Origin of the sequence: Flavobacterium qiangtangense (assembly GCF_042658345.1) — a bacterium.
GTDB lineage: Bacteria > Bacteroidota > Bacteroidia > Flavobacteriales > Flavobacteriaceae > Flavobacterium > Flavobacterium qiangtangense.
Genome location: NZ_JBHSQB010000007.1, coordinates 1 through 21,685 on the forward strand (window position 1 = coordinate 1; position 21,685 = coordinate 21,685).

Consider the following 21,685-nt stretch of genomic DNA (forward strand, 5'->3'; position numbering starts at 1 on the left):
GAATTGCGTGTGCTGGCAAAAGAAAGGCCTTTCGCTGCCGGGAAAAATTACATATATATAAGGAAGGGGTTTTGTTTTCTGTTTTGGGGAATTGGCCTGGGGTTGCCGCGCAAATAAAAAGACAGCCTAGTGGGCTGTCTCTACGATAAAATCCATACACATATATAATGTATGAATTTATAGTGTACATATATATTGTATGTGTTTTCAGAATCGTTTATATTTGCGCTCATAAATTTTATAACATGATAAAGATTACGTTACCCGATGGGTCGGTTAAAGAGTTTGCGCAGGGCGTGACTCCGATGGATGTTGCAAAAAGCATTAGTGAAGGATTGGCAAGAAATGTTATTTCTGCTTCTTTTAATGGAACTACTGTGGAAACCGCGACGGAACTGACGACGGATGGGTCACTCATATTATATACTTGGAATGACAAAGACGGGAAGAAGGCTTTTTGGCATTCGACTTCTCACGTTATGGCGCAAGCCTTGGAGGAATTGTTTCCTGGAATCAAACTAACATTAGGACCTGCGATTGACAACGGATTTTATTATGACGTAGATTTTGGCGACCAAAAGATCACCGATGCCGATTTCAAGAAAGTGGAAGATCGCGTTCTTGAAATTTCAAGAGGAAAATATGAATTTACAATGCGTTCGGTTTCAAAGGCGGAAGCTCTAGAAGTATATAAGGACAATGAATATAAGACAGAATTGATTTCAAATCTGGAAGACGGAACGATTACTTTTTGTGATCATGCTGACTTTTTTGATTTATGCCGCGGTGGGCATATTCCGAATACCGGAATTATCAAGGCTTTTAAAATCATGAGCGTTGCTGGTGCGTATTGGAGAGGTGATGAAAAGAACAAGCAATTGACTCGTGTTTATGGAATTTCATTTCCTAAGCAAAAAGATCTGACGGATTACCTTGAATTGCTTGAAGAAGCAAAACGTCGTGATCATAGAAAACTTGGAAAGGAATTGGAATTGTTTGCTTTCTCTCAGAAAGTAGGTCAAGGGTTGCCATTGTGGTTACCAAAAGGTGCTGCTTTGAGAGATCGTTTGGAACAATTTTTGAAAAAAGCACAAAAGAAAGCGGGTTACGAACAAGTGGTTACGCCACACATCGGGCAGAAAGAACTTTATGTAACTTCTGGACATTATGAAAAATATGGGGCAGACAGCTTCCAGCCTATTCATACTCCGGCGGAAGGCGAGGAATTTTTATTGAAACCGATGAACTGTCCGCATCACTGTGAAATTTATAATGTGAGACCTTGGTCGTATAAAGATTTACCTAAGCGTTATGCTGAATTTGGAACTGTTTATAGATATGAGCAATCTGGAGAATTACACGGTTTGACTCGTGTTCGTGGGTTTACTCAGGATGATGCGCATATTTTTTGTACTCCGGAACAATTGGATGAAGAATTCAAAAAAGTGATCGACCTTGTATTATACGTATTTGGATCTTTAGGCTTTGAAAACTTTACGGCTCAAATTTCTTTGAGAGATCAAGAAGACAGAGCAAAATATATTGGTTCTGATGAAAACTGGGAAAAAGCCGAGAATGCGATTATAAACGCTGCAAAAGATAAAGGACTAAATACTGTTGTTGAATATGGCGAAGCGGCTTTCTATGGTCCGAAATTGGATTTCATGGTAAAGGATGCTTTGGGAAGACAATGGCAATTAGGGACGATTCAGGTGGATTATAACTTGCCAGAACGTTTTGACCTGACTTACAAGGGTTCAGATAATGAATTGCACCGTCCGGTGATGATTCACAGAGCACCTTTTGGTTCGATGGAACGATTTATAGCGATTTTATTAGAACATACAGCAGGAAATTTCCCAATTTGGTTGATGCCTGAGCAGGCTATTATATTGTCTTTGAGCGAGAAATATGAAAATTATGCTAAAAAAGTTTTAGATTTGCTAGAAAATCACGAAATTCGCGCCCTAATTGACAACAGAAACGAGACCATCGGTAAGAAAATTAGAGAAGCCGAAGTACAAAAATACCCGTTTATGCTGATTGTAGGCGAGGAAGAAGAGAAAAACGGTACGATTTCAGTTCGTCGTCACGGACAGGAAGGAAAAGGAAATATCACTGTTTCTATCGATGAATTTGCTTCAATTATCAATGAAGAAATAAAAAAGACATTAAAAACATTTACAGTTTAACTTAAATTTTAAGGCCATAGCAATAAGAAACAACAGAGGTTACCAGCCTCGAGTAGAAAAAAAAGACGCACATAGGATTAACAATTTAATTCGTGTTCCAGAAGTGCGCCTTGTTGGAGACAACGTAGAGCCAAAAGTTTATAAAACTTCAGAGGCTTTGAGAATGGCAGAAGAGCAAGAACTTGACTTGGTTGAGATCTCTCCAAATGCTGAACCTCCGGTATGTAAAATTATGGATTATAAAAAGTTCGTTTACATGCAGAAAAAGCGTGATAAAGAACTTAAGGCAAAATCTACTCAAATTACAGTAAAAGAGATTCGTTTTGGTCCTCAAACTGATGAGCACGATTATGAATTCAAGAGAAAAAATGCTGAGAAATTCTTAAAGGAAGGTTCGAAGTTGAAAGCTTTTGTATTCTTCAAAGGTCGTTCAATTATCTATAAAGATCAAGGACAGATTCTTTTGCTTCGTTTGGCTCAAGATTTAGAAGAATATGGTAAGGTGGAAGCATTGCCTGTTTTGGAAGGAAAAAGAATGATTATGTTCTTAGCTCCAAAGAAGAAAAAATAAATTATTTGCTGTAAGCAATAAGCAATAAGCAATAAGCAAAATGTTTTCAAGACAACTTTGCTTAAAGCCTAAAGCCTAAGGCCTAAAGCTTTTGAAAATAAGTAAGTAAGACAAATTAAATACACTAGGAAAAAATGCCTAAAATGAAAACCAAATCTAGCGCTAAGAAACGTTTTAAAGTTACTGGCTCTGGAAAGATTAAAAGAAAGCACGCTTTTAAAAGTCACATCTTGACTAAAAAATCTAAAAAGCGTAAGTTAGCTTTGACTCACTCTGCTCTTGTTCACAAGACAGATATGAAAAGCATCAAACAACAATTAAGAATTATCTAATAAAGGCTTAAGGTAAAAGGTTCAAGGCACAGGGAAATCCCTAAACCATAAATCCAATACCATAAACCCAAGATATCTTTAGGTTAAAAAACAATTTCATAACCTTGGAGTATGGCCAATAAGTTCCTTTGATTAAATTCAGGACGCCTGCTACAAAAACACATTAAAATTATGCCAAGATCAGTAAATTCAGTTGCTAAAAGAGCAAGAAGAAAAAAGATAATGAAGCAAGCCAAAGGTTTCTTTGGTAGACGTAAAAACGTTTGGACAGTTGCTAAAAACGCGGTGGAGAAAGCCATGGTTTATGCTTACCGCGATAGAAAGCAGAACAAAAGAAATTTCCGTGCATTATGGATTCAACGTATCAACGCTGGAGCTAGATTGGAAGGAATGTCTTATTCTCAATTCATGGGGAAAGTAAAAGCTAACGGAATCGAATTGAACAGAAAAGTTCTTGCAGATTTAGCAATGAACCACCCAGAAGCTTTCAAAGCAGTACTTAATAAAGTAAAATAAACGTTTTATAAATCTATTTGTCTTACTTACTTATAGAAAAACCATCTCAAAAGAGGTGGTTTTTTTGTTTTCATTATATTTGTTTTATGAATCTGCTAATCCAACATATAGAAAAATTCTTTTCCTTGACTTCAGAAGAAGCCGAGATTACGCTTTCTTATTTTAAGCCAGAAAACTTCAAGAAGAAAGAAATCCTTTTAAGCGAAGGACAGATTTGCAACAAGCAATATTTTATAACCAAAGGATGCATTAGGTTTTATATCAACAATTCAAAAGGCGTGGAACAGACAATGCAATTTGGAATTGAAAATTGGTGGATTACCGATTACTTAAGCTTTCAATATCAAACTCCGACTCGCTTCAATATTCAAGCCATTGAAAATATCGAAGTACTTTCTATCGACAGGAAATCATTTGATGAATTATTAGAACAAGTTCCAAAGCTGGAAAAATACTTTAGATTAGTTATCCAAAAATCATTTGGAGCTTCGCAAGTTCGCATTGCTTATCTTTTTACAATGTCTGCCGAAGAACGTTTTCATCACATGAACAAGATGTTTCCGGAGTTTATCCAACGCGTACCGCAATACATGGTTGCCTCCTATTTGGATTTTTCTCCTGAATTTATGAGTAAGATTCGTGCTGGAAAAGTATAAATTCATTTCTTGAAGTACTTCAAGTTTTTTGAAAAACCTTTGGCGGAAATTTGTAATGAACTTAAAAACACATTCAAAATGGAAACCAGAGTAAACATTTTACAGACACAACCGGAAGCTTACAAAGCAATGATTGGATTAGAAAAATACATTGCATCAACTTCCTTAAATCCAATTCACAAAGAGCTGATCAAGATTAGAGCTTCACAAATTAACGGCTGTGCTTTTTGTATCGATATGCATACAAAAGATGCCAGAAAACTAGGATTTACAGAACAGCGAATCTATCTTTTAAACGCTTGGAACGAAACAAATCTTTATACCGATGAAGAAAAAGCAATCCTTGCAATGACCGAAGAAGTGACTTTGATTCAAAAAAATCATTTGACTCAAGCCACTTATGACAATGCCAAAAAGTATTTCGATGAAAATTATATCGGTGCGATAATCATGATGATTACCATTATTAATGCTTGGAATCGTATTGCAATTACAACAGAATTACAGCCCGCAAACTAATCAACGTTGATTTACAGTCAAAAAAAATCCTGATGAAAAATGAATCATCAGGATTTTTTTATTTATTTCTATAATTTCTTACTGAAAAACTTCTTCTTTTTCTCCGTCGAAACTAGCAAAAACCATACTTGGATGTGAATCTTGATGAAAGATATTTCCATCTTTGTCAATTGCAATTGCTCCTGCAAATCCGTCAAAAGGTTTTAATTCTGCGAAAGTTTTTGCAAAAGCTTCCTTCAAAGAAAATCCGTCGGTTACGCGAGTTACAATTTTTGCAGCAACGGCTCCGCTGACAATATCTTCTCCCACTCCTGTTAAACTTACGCCACAAAATTCATTGGCATAATTTCCTGCAACGGTTGCAGAATCTGAAATTCGCCCTGGAATTTCAAAACCTTTTCCACCAGTGGAAGTTGCCACAGCAATTTTTCCGTCTTTGTCTAAAGCTACACAACCCACAGTTCCGGTTCCGGCGGAAGCTAATTTGGCTTCATATTCAGAACGCCGTTGCGGAATTTCCGTAGAAAAAACTTCAAAACCATGTTTTCTGGCAAAGTTGGTAGCACCGCTGCCACCTAAAACTTTATCATCAAAATCAAGCAAAACCTGAGCAACTTGCACCGGATTTTTCACTTCTTCGATATTAATAACACCGCTCATTTTTTGCGTAAAGCCATCCATTAAAGAAGCACTCATTCTGATTTTTCCGTCGCTTTGAATTTGAGAACCAATTCCGGCGTTGAACAATTCATCATCCTCCAATTGAGAAACTGCGTAAACTACCGTTTCTAAAGCCGAATGTGTTTTCAAAAACTCATAAGAATCTTTCGCAATTCGCACCAAAGCATTTTGCTTTGCTACTTTTGTCTCGTGATTTGTGGACGATTCTGAGAAAAATCCGCCGTGAATTATTATTTTCATTTTACTGATTCTGGATTTTTATGAAGAAGGTCCACTTCATATTGCGACGATTGGATGTGCATTTTATTCGTTTTCAAGTCATAAGTATCATATTTACTCATCACATGAACCACCAAATTGTTGATAGAAACAGGTTGCCCCAGTTCCACTTGTGTCAAATTTGTATCTTTAATTTGCCTTCCATCAACTAAAATTACCAGTCCAGAACCAATTGCTTCCATCTTATTTTCGATTATCAGCAAACCTGTATCTTCTCCCAAACCAATTCCAAGAACCCTTGGATTTCCAACAACAGCTTGAAATAATCTGCCAATTCTGCCCCTTTGAACAAAATGCGTATCAATAGTTACATCGTCAATTAAGCCTAAACCGCTTGTGATCTTCACTTCGCCTTTCAGCAAAGCTTCTGAACTGCTTCCTTGATAAATCATATTATTTGAAGCTGCAGCAGCTCCAGCCGAAGTTCCTGCGTACACAAAATCTTCGTTTCTATATTTGTCTAAAATAATATCGTGAAGTTCAGTTCCTCCTAAAATTGAAGTCAGTCGAAGTTGGTCTCCGCCAGTAAACATTACAACATCAGCTGCTTTAATTCTAGCCAAAACCTCAGAATCAGTCGCCTGTTCGCGTTTTTCGATGTGCAAAACATCCACATTGTTGGCATTTAAAAACTGAAACGCTTTTACATATTCTGGCCCAACTTCTCTTGGTATTTTTGAAGCGGTTGTAATCACTTCAATTCTTGAATTTTCTTTGTGTTTTGATTCTAATATTAGTCGTTTTAAAATTCCCGTTTCGAAGAAATTTAAATTGTTAGCAACATTTGCGTCAAAACTGGCTTCTGTAAAACTTCCTTTATCTACAGCACCTCCGATAATCATTAATTTTCCTTGTATATTCATTCTATATTGGTATGTCAATTCGGTAAAAATAACCAAAAAGTTAAAAAAACTACTGAAAACATCGAAATTTTATAATAATTTTTTAAAACTAATTTCATATAGAAATTAATTTCAAATTAATTAAAGAAATATTTTGATTGATATTTAAAAAAAATTATTTTAGTACATTAATATTATAATTTTTTTAACTAATTTTCTAAAAATTACTTATATATTTTTGAAAGAGTTTAGAAAAACTATCAAAGTTCTTAGAGTCAAACGATTACCTTAATAATACCAAAGCAAACACATCAATTTATGAAAATATTAAAAATACAAGCCTTACGTGGTCCCAACATTTGGAGCGTACAGAGAAAAAAATTAATCCAAATGCGTTTGGATCTGGAAGAAATGGAGCAATTTCCAACCAATAAAATTGATGGCTTTGGAGAAAGGATTCAGGCGATGTTTCCAACAATGTATGATCACCGCTGTTCTGAAGGAGTTCCCGGAGGATTTTTCTCGAGGATTGAAAGAGGAACTTGGATGGGTCACGTCATTGAACATATTGCTTTAGAAATTCAGACTTTGGCCGGAATGGAAACCGGTTTTGGAAGAACTCGCGAGACAAAAACTTCGGGTATATATAATGTAGTATTCAGTTATACGGAAGAAAATGTTGGGCTTTTTGCTGCAGAATCTGCTGTTGCGATTGCAGAAGCTTTGATTGCCGGAACAGATTATGACTTGGAAGCTGACATTCAAAAAATGCGTGAAATTAGAGAACGCGTTCGACTCGGACCAAGTACGGGAAGTATTGTGGAAGAAGCCGTTGCGAGAGATATTCCTTGGATTCGATTGGGAACAAATTCCCTCGTACAGTTAGGTTACGGAATTAATCAAGTTCGTTTTCAAGCCACAATGACTGCAAAAACAAGTAGCATCGCCGTTGATATTGCCTGTAATAAAGAGGAAACAAAACGAATGTTGAGCAATGCTTCGATTCCCGTTGCTGGCGGAGATATTTGTGTGGATAACGAAGGTTTAGAAAAAACAATTGCTAAAATCGGTTATCCAATCGTGATAAAACCTTTAGACGGAAATCACGGAAAAGGCGCTTCTATTAATGTGATGAATTTGGAAGATGCGAAAGAAGGATTGATTTATGCCCAACAATATAGTCGTCGCGTAATCGTTGAAAAATTTATTACCGGATTCGACTTTAGAGTTTTGGTGATAGATAATAAAATTGTTGCAGCCGCACAAAGAGTTCCGGCGCACGTTAAGGGAAATGGAACGAGCACGATTCAAGAATTAATTGACACTGAAAATCTAGATCCAAGACGTGGTTATGGTCACGAAAATGTTTTGACTGAAATCACAGTTGATCGTGATACCACAGATTTATTGGCAAAAATGAATTATACTTTGGAAACAATTCCAAGGAAAGGTGAAATTGTATATTTAAAATCGACGGCAAATTTAAGCACCGGCGGAACTTCTGTTGATGTGACGGATATGATGCATCCAGAAAACATCTTTTTATCCGAAAGAATTTCGCGTGTAATTGGTCTTGATATTTGCGGAATTGATATTATGGCCGAAAATTTGACGCAACCTTTGAACGAAAATGGAGGTGTTATTTTAGAAGTAAATGCTGCGCCAGGTTTTAGAATGCACTTGGCTCCGTCAGAAGGTTTGCCTAGAAACGTTGCCGCACCAGTAATTGACATGCTTTATCCACCAGGAAAACCGAGCAGAATTCCGATTATTGCGGTTACCGGAACTAATGGAAAAACTACTACTACCCGACTTTTAGCTCATATTGTAAAAAATAACGGGTATAAAGTTGGCTTCACAACTTCGGATGGAATTTATATCCAAAATCACATGTTGGAAAAAGGTGATACAACCGGACCAGTTAGTACCGAATATATTTTAAAAGATCCAACCGTGGAATTTGCCGTTTTAGAGACAGCTCGCGGTGGAATTCTTCGTTCTGGATTAGGCTTTAGTCGTTGTGATATTGGAATTATTACCAATATTTCTGCAGATCATTTAGGCTTAAACGACATCGATACATTGTCAGATTTGGCAAAAGTTAAAAAGACGGTTGTCAGAAGTGTGAAGAAAGATGGTTGGGCAGTTTTAAATGCTGACGATGCTGAATGTGTGAAAATTGCTGGCGAATTAGATTGCAACGTAGCTTTTTTCAGCATGGATGAAGAAAATCCGTTGATTAAAAAATTAGGAAAAGAAGGAAAAATTGTAGCAGTTTATGAAAACGGATATGTTACAATCAAAAAAGGCGACTGGAAAATCAGGGTTGAAAGAGCGACTCACGTTCCATTGACTTTAGGCGGAAAAGCGAAATTCATGATTGCGAATGTTTTGGCAGCGACTTTGGCTTCGTATTTATATGGTTTCAAAACCGAAGATATTAGCTTGTCACTTCAAACTTTTATTCCGAGTGTGGCACAAACTCCTGGAAGAATGAACATTTTTGACTTCAAGAAATTTAAAGTTTTGATTGATTTTGCTCATAATCCTGCTGGCTATATGGCAGTCGAAGATTATTTGAACAACGTGGAAGCCACTAAAAAAATCGGAATTATTGCCGGAGTTGGTGACAGACGCGATGAAGATATCAAAGAATGTGGCTTGATTGCAGGAAGAATGTTTGACCATATTATCATCCGTCAGGAGAAATATCTAAGAGGAAGAACTGAAGAAGAAATCATCAATTTGATTTTGGAAGGAATCGAATCTTCGGGAAGAGATATCACTTATGAAATTATTCCAAAGGAAACTGAAGCTATTAAACATGCCATAAATAGCGCTGAAGAAGGTTCTTTTATCACAGCTTTAAGCGATGTCGTCACAAATGCTATCGATATAGTTCAGAGATACTTAGATAAAGAAAACGAAGAAAATATTTCATAATACAACTAAAGCCGTCAATTTTGTGACGGCTTTTTTTATTTCGTATTTTGTAACTTTTTATTTATAAATTTGAAAATACTTCACTTCAAATACTTTATAAATAATTAATAACTACAATTTTATGAAAAAAATTACACTGCTTATTTTATTTATCTCAACTTATGCAAACATGTCTGGACAAGAATGGGTTTGGGCAAAAAGTTTTCAAAGCAATGATTACTCGGCCTTTTACAACACGTTTATTGACTCAAACAAAAACATTTACACGCTTGGCACTTTTAACACCAGCACTGCAACAATAGGAAATGTGACACTCACAAATTCCAGCGAACCTCCAACTGTTCCCACAATTCAATATTCAGACGCGTTTATTACAAAGCATGATTCTGACGGAAATTTGGTATTTGCAAAACATTTTACTGGTTCAAAGTTTGAATCTTTTTCATCGATAACATTTGATGGCGCTAATAATTTTTACGTAACCGGATATTTCAACGGAAATATTGTTTTAGGTACAAATACTTATGAATCGCAAAATAATGAGACAAAGTCATTTATCGGAAAATTTGATCTTGACGGAAACTTGATCTGGACAAAACAAATAAATTATCACGGAAATTCGATTCTAAAAACCAAAAATGGATTTTTATATTTAGCGGGAACGCATTCCGGAAACACTTATACTTACGATAATTTAGTTACGCCATCGGCAAATTATACTGCGGTTGTAGACTTTATGGACAAAACTTTTGTAGCAAAATTAGATCTTTCTGGAAATGCAATTTGGCTAAAATCTTCCACTTATAATGGAACTGCAAGCATTCAAAATCCGCACAGAGTTGGAACGCAACCAAAAGGCTTGACAGTTGATACTAACGGAAACGTATTTGTAGCAGGACATTTTTTCAGCAATTCCACAACTTTCGGAACCCAAACTTTAACTAGAAATGCATCATCCGGAAACGCAAATTTATTTATAGCAAAATTCGACAGCTCCGGAAATTTTGGCTGGGCATCAACTGCGGTTACTTCGTCGAGCTCTCACAGCCAAGTTAATGATATTCAAGCCGACAACTCAAATAATATTTTCCTTATTGGAACGGTTTATAATTCGACAGCAAATTTTGGCGGAAGTACCATAAGTTTCTTCGGAAATTCAGGCTCATACCTTACAAAATATAACACAAACGGCGTGGTTTCGTGGGTAAAAGGCGGAAGAATTGCAACCGATGCGCTACCAAACGCCAACTTGGGCAACAATTCTTTCGATAAAATTTATTTTGATGCTTCCAATAATATTTATGTTTCTGGAGTATTTTCAGGATATATAAATTTCGGAAACAATTATTTTGTGCAAAACCAAAATTTTGCAACGAATTTATTTTCGGTAAAATTTGACCAAAGCGGTCTTGCTTCTGATTTTTATAAAATAGCCGATGTTGCACAATCGCGAGAAGTGAAAATTTTAGATATACAAGGAAGTACCTATTATTATTCAGGAAGATTAAATGATCCCACGCTGACATTGGGAACAATAAATTTGCAAAACGCCACAAGTGGCCAAACGTTTTTAGCGAAAAGAGATGCCAGCTTAGCAACAAAAGAATTCTCTCTTTCCAATTCAATTTATCCAAATCCAGCGAATTCATTTGTAACAATTTCAAATTTTCAGGAAAATATGCAATACAAAATTTTCGACATCACCGGAAAACTAGTGAAAGAAAACAAATTAGATTCTGCAAACTTGTCTGTTGAAGAACTTTCAAGTGGCAATTATATTCTTCAAATTGAAAACGGAAAATCAAAAGAAAGTTTTAAATTGGTCAAGAATTAAATCAAACAAAAAAGTCCTAACATTTAAGTTAGGACTTTTTTTATGTTTTCAATTTCTTTTTTCTCGCTGCAGGAAATAAAACGTTATTTAAAATCAATCGATAACCTGGAGAATTTGGATGCAAATCTAAAACCGTCGGCGCATCGCCCACTCGATGTTGATAATCTTCGGGGTCGTGGCCTCCAAAATAAGTGAACATTCCTTTTCCTTTTGTTCCGTGAATGTATCTCGCTTCGTTATTCACTTTATTTTCGCCCATCACCAATACATTTGATTTGATTCGTTGGCCATCAAAAGAAGTCGTTTGGCCCATAAAACCTTTAACCAATTGCGTATGATTTTGGCACAACATACTCGGAATTGGATCCCATTTTGCAGAATAATCCATCAAAGTAAAATAATCTTTGTCGGGCATTATGCTTCTTTTCATCGTCATGTCAATATCCGAAAATTCATAAACAACAGGATTTCTTTCTAAAATATAATCTTTGAAAGCAAAACTATTATTGTAATCGATTTTCGATTGGTAATTTCCTTCGCTTTCGTCTCCGTCAAACATCGGTTCGCAAATATCAACACCCTCTGCCGCCAAAGCAATGTCAAAACTATCGGTCGCCGAACACATTGCAAACATAAAACCGCCACCGATTACAAAATCGCGAATCTTTTTTGCTACCGCTAATTTTTCTTCAGAAACTTTACTATAACCTAATTTTTGAGCCAAAGCTTCTGCATCATTTTTTTGTTCGATATACCAAGGCGCATTTTTGTAAGCTCCAAAGAATTTTCCGTATTGGCCGGTAAAATCTTCGTGGTGAAGATGCAACCATTCATATAAAAGTAATCCGTCAGATAAAACCTCTTCGTCATAAATTGGTGTAAACGGAATTTCCGCATACGTTAAAACCAAAGTCACCGCATCGTCCCAAGGCTGTTTTCCTTTTGGAGTATAAACCGCAATTTTCGGCGCTTTTTCCAAGACCACAGTTTCCATATTTTGTGACGGACTGCTGATTTCATCCAAAATAGAATTGGCTTGACCATCCGATAAAAGTTCAAAACTCACGCCTCGAATTTGGCATTCTTTTCTAATTTCTGGAGCATCAGGCAAAAGAAAAGAACCTCCGCGATAATTTAAAAGCCAACTGACTTTGTAATGTTTATCAAGAGACCAATACGTGATTCCATAAGCTTTCAAGTGATTTTGCTGTGAACTTTCATCCATCGGAAGCAAAATAAAAGATGCCCAAGACGAGATTGAAATCAGGAAAAATAAAAATATAAAAGATAACTTTTTATGCATTCTAAAAATTTTTAAGCTTCGGAAGATTGCGAGGCTTTTGTCAAAGATAACGGTTTTTGACAATGTAAATTATAAAATTTGCTCTCTCAAAACACATAATTTGATATAATAAAAAAAAAAAATAGATTATTTTTAAGATTAAAAACAATATCGTAATATTGCAATATTAAAATTAATCTTATGGGAGCTTCTAAAACAGAACACTTTACAGCACATCAAAACCAAATTGCAACAATCGCTAAAGCGTTAGGACATCCTGCTAGAATTGCCATAATTGAATATTTATTAAGTGTGGATACTTGCATTTGTGGTGATATTGTGAACGAGCTTCCTTTGGCGCAACCCACAGTTTCACAGCACTTAAAAGAATTGAAAAATGCTGGACTCATAAAAGGAAGCATCGATGGAAATGCTATTTGTTACTGTATCGATGAAAATACTTTCGATATTCTCAAAAATTATTTCTCAATGATTGTCACAACGGCTACGAAACAAAAATGTTGTTAGCCTTTTTTTAAAAACAAACATCGCAATATTGCAATAAACAAATTTATACGATTATGAAACTATCCCAAATTAAAGAGATTTTGCCAAATTTAGAAAATGTTGCATTTCAGTTAGAAAATGGAAAATTTGTACCCGAACATTTTCACGTAACCGAAATAGGTCAAATTACTAAAAACTTCATTGACTGCGGTGGCGTAATTCGTAAGGAAACTGTGGTGAATTTCCAATTGTGGAACGCAGACGATTTTGAACACCGCTTAAAACCTAAAAAACTTTTAAATATTATCCAACTTTCTGAAAGAAAATTAGGCATTGAAGATTCAGAAATTGAGGTCGAATACCAATCTGAAACTATCGGAAAATATGATTTAGAATTCAACGGGGAAAATTTTATTCTGAAAAACAAAACGACAGCTTGTTTGGCACAAGATGCTTGCGGTATTTCTGAAAATCAAATTACTATAAAGTCAAGTGAATGCAGTCCAAATTCTGGATGCTGTTAAAATTTAATCGAATTATTATGTATCCAAAATTATCAGAAACTGTCAAAGATTTGTTGAAAGATCAGGAAATTGAAAAAGACCGTAAAAATATCCTACAACCTTTAATTGATTATATTCGACAAAAGTCAGATACAAAGTCGCCAATAAACATCAATTTTATTTGCACCCACAATTCTCGCAGAAGTCATTTGTGTCAAATTTGGGCACAAGTCGCTGCTTATTTTTACAGCGTCAATAACTTGCATTGTTTTTCTGGCGGAACAGAAGAAACAGCATTATTTGCAAAAGTTGCCGAAATTTTACAAGAACAAGGCTTTAAAATTGAAAAAATTTTTACAGAAAAAAATCCTGTTTATGCTATCAAATTCAATGAAAATTCGCAACCAATCATTGGATTTTCTAAAAAATACGATCATTTTTTTAATCCAGTTTCAGAATTTGCAGCAATCATGACTTGCTCGCAAGCTGACGGTGGCTGCCCATTTATTACTGGCGCTGAAAAACGCATTTCCATTACATTTGAAGATCCAAAAATTTCAGATGGATTACCAAATCAAAGCGAGGTTTATGCTAGCCGAAGCTTAGAAATTGCTTCTGAAATGTTTTATGTTTTTTCACAAATTAAAAAATAAAGAATGCAACCAAAATTAAAATTTTTAGACCGATACCTTACGCTTTGGATATTTTTAGCTATGGGAATTGGCATTGGCTTAGGTTATTTATTTCCAGGAATTTCGAATATTACTGACAAATTATCTGCTGGAACTACAAACATTCCTCTGGCAATTGGATTGATCTTAATGATGTATCCGCCTTTGGCAAAAGTGGATTATTCTTTACTCTCGAATGCTTTTAAAGACAGAAAAGTGATCAGCATTTCATTATTATTGAACTGGATTATAGGTCCGATTTTAATGTTTTCGTTGGCCATTTTATTTTTAAGAGACGAGCCTGATTATATGATCGGCTTAATTTTAATTGGTTTGGCAAGATGCATTGCAATGGTTATTGTTTGGAATGACTTGGCCAAAGGAAATAGAGAATATGCGGCAGTTTTAATCGCTTTAAATAGCATTTTTCAAGTACTAAGCTATAGCTTTTTTGTATGGCTTTTTATTAATTTTCTTCCAAAAAAGCTAGGTTTGGCAAATTTCGATGTAAACGTATCCATGCAAGATGTGACTGAAAGCGTTTTAATTTATTTAGGCATTCCTTTCATCATGGGATTTTTAACACGATATATTTTAGTAAAAACTAAAGGAATTGAATGGTACAATCGAAAATTCATTCCGAAAATTTCACCGATTACCTTGTACGCATTGTTGTTTACAATTGTTCTGATGTTTAGCTTAAAAGGTGAAAAGATCCTTGAATTGCCAATGGATGTAATAAAAGTCGCTATACCGCTAATCATCTATTTTGTCATAATGTTTTTGATAAGTTTTTTTATAAACAAGTCAATGAAAATACCTTATGACAAAAATGCATCGATAGCATTTACGGCAACTGGAAATAATTTTGAATTGGCAATTGCGGTTTCGATTGCGGTTTTTGGCATCCATTCTCCACAAGCATTTGTTGGCGTAATTGGTCCTTTGGTCGAAGTACCTGTACTAATTTTACTAGTAAAAATTAGTTTGTGGTTTAAGAGAAAATATTATTCTGGCATTCAAAACTGAATTAAAAAAATCCGCACAAAGCGGATTTTTTATTTTGAATCTTAAATTTTTAATTAAAACGGAACATCGCTGTCATCGTCAATACTATTCATATTGCTTCCGAAAGCATCATTTGCCGAAGGAAGATTTTTTGTCAAGAAAGGCGCGTCCATATTCATTTTTGAAGGAAGATCGTCAAAAGATGTTCCGTATTCGTCAAGGTTGTCGAACTTACCGAGATTTCCGATGAACTTTAAACGAACGTTTTCCAAACTACCATTTCTGTGTTTTGCAATGATAAATTCGGCTTGACCTTCAGTTGGCGAATGCTCATCATCATCCCATTCATCAATTTTATAATATTCTGGACGGTAAATAAACGAAACAATATCGGCATCCTGCTCAATCGCTCCAGATTCACGAAGGTCAGAAAGCAAAGGTCTTTTGCTCGATCCACGCGTTTCAACCGCACGAGAAAGTTGCGAAAGTGCAATTACGGGAACGTTCAATTCTTTTGCTAAAGCTTTTAAGTTTCGGGAAATTGTAGAGATTTCCTGCTCACGGTTTCCGCCACCTTTTCCATTTCCACCGGCTGTCATCAACTGAAGATAATCGACAATAATAAGACGAATACCGTATTGTGAAGCCAAACGTCTTGCCTTCGCACGCAAATCGAAAATCGAAAGCGAAGGCGTATCGTCAATATATAAAGGTGCTTTTTCTAAGTTTTTAACTTTGATACTCAATTGCTCCCACTCGTGTTTCTCTAATTTTCCGGTACGCAATTTTTCAGAAGAAAGTCCGGTTTCCGAAGAAATTAAACGTGTAATCAACTGAACAGAAGACATCTCCAAAGAAAAAAGTGCAACTGCGTGTCCAAAATCGATAGAAATATTTCGAGCCATCGAAAGTACGAAAGCCGTTTTACCCATACCCGGACGTGCCGCGATAATAATCAAATCTGAAGGTTGCCATCCTGAAGTAATTTTATCTAATTTTTCAAAACCTGTGGCAACACCGCTCAAACCTTCTTTTCCTGCAATTTCTTCAATTCGCTTTTTTGCTTGGATTACCAAACTTTGTGCTGTTTCAGAACTACGCTTGATATTTCCTTGCGTAACTTCGTATAATTTAGATTCGGCTTTATCTAGCAAATCAAATACATCAGTTGATTCATCATACGATTCTTCGATGATTTCTGAAGAAATTTTAATCAAACTTCTTTGGATAAACTTTTGAAGAATAATCCTTGAGTGAAATTCAATGTGTGCCGAAGACGAAATCTTTTGCGTCAGCTGAATCAAGTAAAAATCACCACCAGCTAAATCAAGTTTTGCCGTTTTTCTCAACTGCGCCGAAACTGTTAATAAGTCAACAGGTTGCGAATCGTTGAAAAGTGTGACGATTGCTTCAAAAATGTGCTTGTGCGCTTCTTTATAAAATGCTTCGGGCTGGAGAATATCGATCACCTCGTCCACCCCTTTTTTATCAATCATCATCGCACCTAAAACTGCCTCCTCCAAATCGAGCGCTTGTGGCGGGAGTTTTCCTTTTTCGAGATTGATTATTGTAGTTTTATCTACTCTAACCGGGTTTATATTCTTGAGATTTTCCATAGTGCGAAAGTAGCTAAAAAATAAAAAAAATAACTCTTGACTTGTTAGCTAGTTTTGTTTATAAGTAATGATTTTTTGTTGATAACCAAAAAAAAATCCGAAACCACGGGGCTTCGGATTTTATATCTGTTTGTAAAGAATTACTCTTTAAACTCGCCCATCTTGCTGTATTTGTCCATTCTTTTGGCTACTAAATCAGCTGTTGATAAGTCTTTCAATTCGTTGAATCCTTTCAAAATATATTTTTCAACCGCCGCAAAAGCAGTTTCTCTGTCATAATGCGCTCCACCAAGTGGTTCTGGAATAATATCGTCAACCAACTTTTGTTTTTTCATATCAAAAGAAGTCAATTTTAAAGCTTCTGCTGCTTGCTCTTTATATTCCCAGCTTCTCCATAAAATTGAAGAACAAGATTCTGGAGAAATTACAGAATACCAAGTGTTTTCCATCATATATACTTTATCTCCAACACCAATTCCGAGTGCGCCACCTGAAGCTCCTTCACCCACAATTACTGTGATGATTGGCACTTTTAAGCACATCATTTCAAAGATATTTCTTGCAATTGCTTCTCCTTGTCCTCTTTCTTCAGCTTCTAAACCTGGATAAGCTCCGGGAGTATCAACTAAAGTTACCACAGGAATCCCGAATTTCTCTGCCATTTTCATCAAACGCAACGCTTTTCGGTACCCTTCTGGATTTGCCATACCAAAATTGCGATACTGACGTGTTTTTGTATTAAAACCTTTTTGCTGACCAACAATCATAAAAGACTGACCGCCAATTTTTCCTAAACCACCGATCATAGCTTTGTCATCTTTAAAACTTCTGTCTCCAAAAAGTTCTAAGAAAGTATCGCCACATAAAGCGCGAACGTGATCCATCGTGTAAGGACGGCTTGGGTGTCTTGATAATTGAACACGTTGCCAAGCGGTTAAGTTTTTGTATATATTTTTCTTAGTTTCTTCTAATTTTTTCTCGATTTGCTTACAAGTATTAGACACATCAACATCAGATTCTGCTCCAATAATTTGGCATTTGTCTAACTGGTCTTCAAGTTCTTTTATAGGGAGTTCAAAATCTAAATATTCCATAGGACTTGTGCGTTATAGTTTTTTGTTCGAACTGCAAAGATAGAATTTTCATTTTTAAACTTTAGCAAAATTTCAAGATTTATGATTTATACAAAATTTTATATTTAGTTTTTTTTAAGAAAAATATTTTGTACTATATTTGTAAATGGTTTCTTCTAAATTCATACTCCCCCCAGTATTTTTAGGATTGCTTTTATGTCTAAATGTAAGAGCTCAGAGCTATTCTACGCGAGAAATTGACGCTATGCTTTTTTCAGCTAGATCAACATTGACTACGTACCCAGAACAAACAATTGAACTTTCTGAAAAAATTCACAAACTAAGCGTCGAAAATAATTATGCTCAAGGGGAAGATGATAGTTTATTGTTACTTTATACTGGTTGCTTAAATTCTTACAAATATGATTTTGTTATTAAGAATCTATACGAGCTGGAAGAGTCTGCTAAAAAACATGGAAACTACCAAGTTTTGGCAAACACAAAACTCATTAAAGCCTGCGTATTGAGTAAAATTCAATACTATAAGAGAAGCGTGGAAGAAGCACAAAATACACTTCCACTTGTTCAAAAAATTGATTCTAAAAATTCAAAAAACATTTATAACGGATTGACTTACCAAACGTTAGGATGTCTAAAACAGACCCAAGTGGAGAGTCGCGACAGTGTTCTTCACTACCTTTTGCTAGCGAAAAATGAGTTTGAAAAAGTGCAAAATTTCGAAACAGACGGTTTTACAATGTATACTCGAGATGACCTTTTATATAACAATTATGCAAGCTTAGCCAATGAGTTTATGGCGCAGAATATTGGGTTTGATTCTGTTGACTATTACCTGAACAAAGCCTTAAAATTAAATCCAAAATACGAAAACAGTACCAGCAAAGCGGTAATACTCAACAATATTGGTTGCAGCCTTTTGCATAAAAAAAATTTTAACGGAGCCATACAAAATTATAATGTGAGCGTTAATATCTCTAAAAAATATAATAACACAGAAACTCTTATTGCGGCTTATGATGGATTATCAATAGTGTACCAAGAGATGAAGGATTATAAAAACGCATCCAAATATGGCAATCTTATGAAATTGCTACAGGCTGAATTTATCGATTCAAATAAAAATATGATAAGCTCTTCTGTAGATAATGTTTTTTCTCAAAACGAGAGTGCTTTTAAAAAAACCAATAACAATCTTTCCCGGATCATTATTTTGATAGCAATATTGACATTTCTTTGCCTCTACGCTGCTTTTTTATTTCACAAAAAATTTAAAGATGAAAAACTTACGAAAAAAGAAATCGAATCACTGCTAGAAGAAAAGATCGCGCAACTTTCAAATTCGATAGAGGAAAATGAAGTGATATTAAAAAAAGTAGACGTCGAACAAATTGTTAACCTCGCGATGTGTGACGAAGCCACATTTTATGTGAAGTTTCAAGAAGCTTTTCCTACTTTTAAAAAAAAATTGACAGATATTGCCCCTACACTTGTGGCATCTGAATTAAAATTTGCAGCTTATTTAAAACTTGATTTTTCTGCTAAAGAAATTGCTATATATACCAATTCTTCGGTTAGAGCAATTGAAGCTAAAAAATATAGACTTAGAAAAAAATTAAATATTCCTTCGGAAATTGATACCAATGTTTGGTTTTCACGAATCTAAATTTCTTCAATTTCAATGATTTCTTTTGGCTTTTTATAGTTTTTCAAAACTCCGTTTAAGATAACTGTTGCCAATATTATCAACGCACCGATATAAAAACCCGGACTCATTTGTTCTTTGTCTCCGAGTATGAAAAAGGCAAGAATAATTCCATAGACGGGTTCCATATTTGTGGTCAACATTACAGTGTAAGGCGACAATTTTTTCATGACATTTACTGAAGCGGTAAAAGCATACGCCGTACAAACCGAAGAAAGAATCAGCAGCAAAACCCAGTCTCTAGTTGAAACGTCAAAGAATTCAGATGTGAATTTTTGTCCAAATAAAAGATATAATGAAACAAACGAAACTCCGGCAAAAAACTCATATAAAGTGATTACAGAAGGATCATATTTTTGGATTAATTTTCCGTTGAATAACGTAAACATTACGCCTAAAAATACCGAAAGCAAAGCGTAAGCCATTCCTAAGATATACTTGGTTTCCACTTGCATAATCATCAGTAATCCGCCGATAATTATCAATCCGAAGAAAACTTCATACCAAAGCATTTTTCTGTTAAAAAAGATTGGTTCCAAGATAGATGCAAAGAAGGCTCCGGTTGAAAAAACAGCCAAAGTAATCGACACATTCGAAACATTTATGGCCTTAAAAAAGAAAATCCAATGCAATGCAATCAGCAACCCAACGCCAATTAAATGAGCAAATGATTTAAACGGAAGTCGCCACGGTTTCTTTGTTACCAAGACATAAATCAACATAAAAATTCCGGCCAAGAGCATTCTGTACCAAACTACAGCTTCTTCCTTTACAGAAATTAATTCGCCTAAAATGGCGGTAAATCCCCAAATAAAAACGATTAGGTGAAGATTTAGGTAACTTTTTAAATTGGGATTATCTTTTTGCATTTCGAAGTAAATAAACAGCTAAAATTCCAAACACAAAATTTGGCAACCAAACTGCAACAAATGGTGGAATACTCGACTTTTCGGCAAGCGTTCCAAAGATTTTATCGAAGAAAATAAAGGTAAACGCCAAACCAATTCCAATGGCAAGATTCATCCCCATTCCTCCTCTTCTTTTCATTGAAGAAACCGCCACAGCAATGATTGTCAGGATAAATGCTGAAACCGGCAAGCTATATTTTCGATATAAAACAACCAAATAGGTGTCAATATTTGACGAACCTCTATCGCGTTCTTTGTCAATAAATTCATTTAATTCTCCAACGGTAAGCGTTTCTGCAATGTAAATTACCGGCGTTAAATCTTCTAAATCAAATTTAAAAACGGTGTCTTTTTTCTTTTCAGAAATCAGCTTATCATCCAAATCACCAACTTTTCTTTTCGTGTAATTGTATAACGTGTAAGTCGTATCTTTTTCGTTAAATTTTATGCGGCTGGCGCCAATGATAAAATCTAAATTTTCGCCTTTAAATTTCTTCAGTGAAAAGTCAAATGCGGTCTTTGAATCTGGATTAAAATTACTCACATAAATAAATTCACCCGGACTAATTTCTCTATAAACATTCGCGGTTTCACGAGTCTGCTTATTACTTTTCAAGAATTTATACCTAAAATCATTGAATCCCTGGCTCGCTTTTGGAACAATAAAAAATCCCATCAACAGGGCAAAAACAGAAATAATTGTAGCTCCAATGATATAAGGACGCAAAAATCTGGTAAATGAAATTCCAGAACTTAAAATCGCGATAATCTCTGTGTTATTGGCCAGTTTTGAAGTAAACCAAATTACGGACAAAAACAAAAAAATCGGAAAAAGTAAATTGGCAAAATAGATAGTAAAGTGCAAATAATACAAAGCCACATCAGGAAACGGCACTTTATTGGCCAGAATCTTGTTGATTTTTTCAGATACGTCAATGACAATCCCAATTGGAATGAACAAAAAAAGCATCACAAAAAACGTCGCTAAATACCTCTTTAATAAATACTTGTCAATTATTTTCATTTAAT

General features: G+C 35.2%; 20 protein-coding genes. 13 read left to right on the forward strand and 7 right to left on the reverse strand.

What is annotated here, in order from left to right; genetic code table 11:
* Window positions 1-245: 245 nt before the first annotated feature.
* From thrS to ACFPVY_RS07840, 6 genes are all read left to right on the forward strand, one after another.
* Window positions 246-2,192, forward strand: coding sequence for a threonine--tRNA ligase (thrS, locus tag ACFPVY_RS07815; protein WP_379791410.1), 1,947 nt, complete (start codon window positions 246-248; stop codon window positions 2,190-2,192).
* Window positions 2,193-2,214: 22 nt separating this feature from the next.
* Window positions 2,215-2,763 (forward strand): translation initiation factor IF-3, encoded by a 549-nt coding sequence (gene infC, locus ACFPVY_RS07820; RefSeq protein ID WP_379792002.1) that lies wholly within the window; start codon window positions 2,215-2,217, stop codon window positions 2,761-2,763.
* Between the two features lie 134 nt (window positions 2,764-2,897).
* Window positions 2,898-3,095 carry a 50S ribosomal protein L35 gene (gene rpmI, locus ACFPVY_RS07825; protein ID WP_022827375.1) on the forward strand — a complete coding sequence of 66 codons (198 nt, stop codon included), beginning with the start codon at window positions 2,898-2,900 and terminating at the stop codon, window positions 3,093-3,095.
* A gap of 171 nt (window positions 3,096-3,266) precedes the next feature.
* Window positions 3,267-3,611: a 50S ribosomal protein L20 gene (rplT, locus tag ACFPVY_RS07830; RefSeq protein ID WP_125012090.1), complete on the forward strand. Its 345-nt coding sequence runs from the start codon at window positions 3,267-3,269 to the stop codon at window positions 3,609-3,611.
* An 86-nt stretch (window positions 3,612-3,697) separates the two neighbouring features.
* On the forward strand, window positions 3,698-4,267 hold the full coding sequence (locus tag ACFPVY_RS07835) for a Crp/Fnr family transcriptional regulator (RefSeq protein WP_379791411.1): 570 nt from the start codon (window positions 3,698-3,700) through the stop codon (window positions 4,265-4,267).
* Between the two features lie 78 nt (window positions 4,268-4,345).
* Window positions 4,346-4,786: a carboxymuconolactone decarboxylase family protein gene (locus tag ACFPVY_RS07840; RefSeq protein WP_379791412.1), complete on the forward strand. Its 441-nt coding sequence runs from the start codon at window positions 4,346-4,348 to the stop codon at window positions 4,784-4,786.
* 78 nt (window positions 4,787-4,864) lie between these two features.
* Here ACFPVY_RS07840 and ACFPVY_RS07845 read toward each other — a convergent pair whose 3' ends face one another.
* Both ACFPVY_RS07845 and ACFPVY_RS07850 read right to left on the reverse strand, forming a co-directional pair.
* Window positions 4,865-5,707 (reverse strand): isoaspartyl peptidase/L-asparaginase, encoded by an 843-nt coding sequence (locus ACFPVY_RS07845; protein ID WP_379791413.1) that lies wholly within the window; start codon window positions 5,705-5,707, stop codon window positions 4,865-4,867.
* Complete coding sequence (locus ACFPVY_RS07850; protein WP_379791414.1) at window positions 5,704-6,609, reverse strand: cyanophycinase; 906 nt, start codon at window positions 6,607-6,609, stop codon at window positions 5,704-5,706. The genes ACFPVY_RS07845 and ACFPVY_RS07850 overlap by 4 nt, the downstream gene beginning before the upstream one ends.
* A 297-nt stretch (window positions 6,610-6,906) precedes the next feature.
* Here ACFPVY_RS07850 and cphA point away from each other — a divergent pair, with 297 nt between their 5' ends.
* Together cphA and ACFPVY_RS07860 are read left to right on the forward strand one after the other, a co-directional pair.
* Window positions 6,907-9,531 carry a cyanophycin synthetase gene (gene cphA / locus ACFPVY_RS07855; RefSeq protein WP_379791415.1) on the forward strand — a complete coding sequence of 875 codons (2,625 nt, stop codon included), beginning with the start codon at window positions 6,907-6,909 and terminating at the stop codon, window positions 9,529-9,531.
* A 121-nt stretch (window positions 9,532-9,652) separates the two neighbouring features.
* Complete coding sequence (locus ACFPVY_RS07860) at window positions 9,653-11,365, forward strand: T9SS type A sorting domain-containing protein (protein WP_379791416.1); 1,713 nt, start codon at window positions 9,653-9,655, stop codon at window positions 11,363-11,365.
* 40 nt (window positions 11,366-11,405) lie between these two features.
* Here ACFPVY_RS07860 and ACFPVY_RS07865 read toward each other — a convergent pair whose 3' ends face one another.
* The gene (locus tag ACFPVY_RS07865; RefSeq protein WP_379791417.1) at window positions 11,406-12,668 is read right to left on the reverse strand and encodes an asparagine synthetase B; all 1,263 of its coding nucleotides are present in this window, start codon (window positions 12,666-12,668) and stop codon (window positions 11,406-11,408) included.
* Window positions 12,669-12,848: 180 nt separating this feature from the next.
* Between ACFPVY_RS07865 and ACFPVY_RS07870 the strand changes: the two genes are divergently transcribed.
* From ACFPVY_RS07870 to arsB, 4 genes are read left to right on the forward strand one after another with little or no spacing between them, the layout of a single operon-like run.
* Window positions 12,849-13,175 (forward strand): ArsR/SmtB family transcription factor, encoded by a 327-nt coding sequence (locus tag ACFPVY_RS07870; RefSeq protein ID WP_379791419.1) that lies wholly within the window; start codon window positions 12,849-12,851, stop codon window positions 13,173-13,175.
* A gap of 53 nt (window positions 13,176-13,228) precedes the next feature.
* The gene (locus ACFPVY_RS07875; RefSeq protein ID WP_379791420.1) at window positions 13,229-13,678 is read left to right on the forward strand and encodes a DUF6428 family protein; all 450 of its coding nucleotides are present in this window, start codon (window positions 13,229-13,231) and stop codon (window positions 13,676-13,678) included.
* 17 nt (window positions 13,679-13,695) lie between these two features.
* Window positions 13,696-14,310 (forward strand): arsenate-mycothiol transferase ArsC, encoded by a 615-nt coding sequence (locus ACFPVY_RS07880; protein ID WP_379791421.1) that lies wholly within the window; start codon window positions 13,696-13,698, stop codon window positions 14,308-14,310.
* Window positions 14,311-14,313: 3 nt separating this feature from the next.
* Entirely contained in the window at window positions 14,314-15,357 is a 1,044-nt protein-coding gene (arsB, locus tag ACFPVY_RS07885; RefSeq protein ID WP_379791422.1) for an ACR3 family arsenite efflux transporter, read from the forward strand.
* Window positions 15,358-15,410: 53 nt separating this feature from the next.
* Here arsB and dnaB read toward each other — a convergent pair whose 3' ends face one another.
* Complete coding sequence (gene dnaB / locus ACFPVY_RS07890; RefSeq protein ID WP_379791423.1) at window positions 15,411-16,952, reverse strand: replicative DNA helicase; 1,542 nt, start codon at window positions 16,950-16,952, stop codon at window positions 15,411-15,413.
* 140 nt (window positions 16,953-17,092) lie between these two features.
* Complete coding sequence (locus tag ACFPVY_RS07895; protein WP_379791424.1) at window positions 17,093-18,046, reverse strand: acetyl-CoA carboxylase carboxyltransferase subunit alpha; 954 nt, start codon at window positions 18,044-18,046, stop codon at window positions 17,093-17,095.
* Window positions 18,047-18,191: 145 nt separating this feature from the next.
* Here ACFPVY_RS07895 and ACFPVY_RS07900 point away from each other — a divergent pair, with 145 nt between their 5' ends.
* Window positions 18,192-19,709, forward strand: coding sequence for a hypothetical protein (locus tag ACFPVY_RS07900; RefSeq protein WP_379791425.1), 1,518 nt, complete (start codon window positions 18,192-18,194; stop codon window positions 19,707-19,709).
* Here ACFPVY_RS07900 and ACFPVY_RS07905 read toward each other — a convergent pair.
* Both ACFPVY_RS07905 and ACFPVY_RS07910 read right to left on the reverse strand, forming a co-directional pair.
* Complete coding sequence (locus ACFPVY_RS07905) at window positions 19,706-20,617, reverse strand: DMT family transporter (protein ID WP_379791426.1); 912 nt, start codon at window positions 20,615-20,617, stop codon at window positions 19,706-19,708. The genes ACFPVY_RS07900 and ACFPVY_RS07905 overlap by 4 nt on opposite strands.
* Window positions 20,604-21,680 carry an LptF/LptG family permease gene (locus tag ACFPVY_RS07910; protein ID WP_379791427.1) on the reverse strand — a complete coding sequence of 359 codons (1,077 nt, stop codon included), beginning with the start codon at window positions 21,678-21,680 and terminating at the stop codon, window positions 20,604-20,606. The genes ACFPVY_RS07905 and ACFPVY_RS07910 overlap by 14 nt, the downstream gene beginning before the upstream one ends.
* Between the last annotated feature and the right edge of the window lie 5 nt (window positions 21,681-21,685).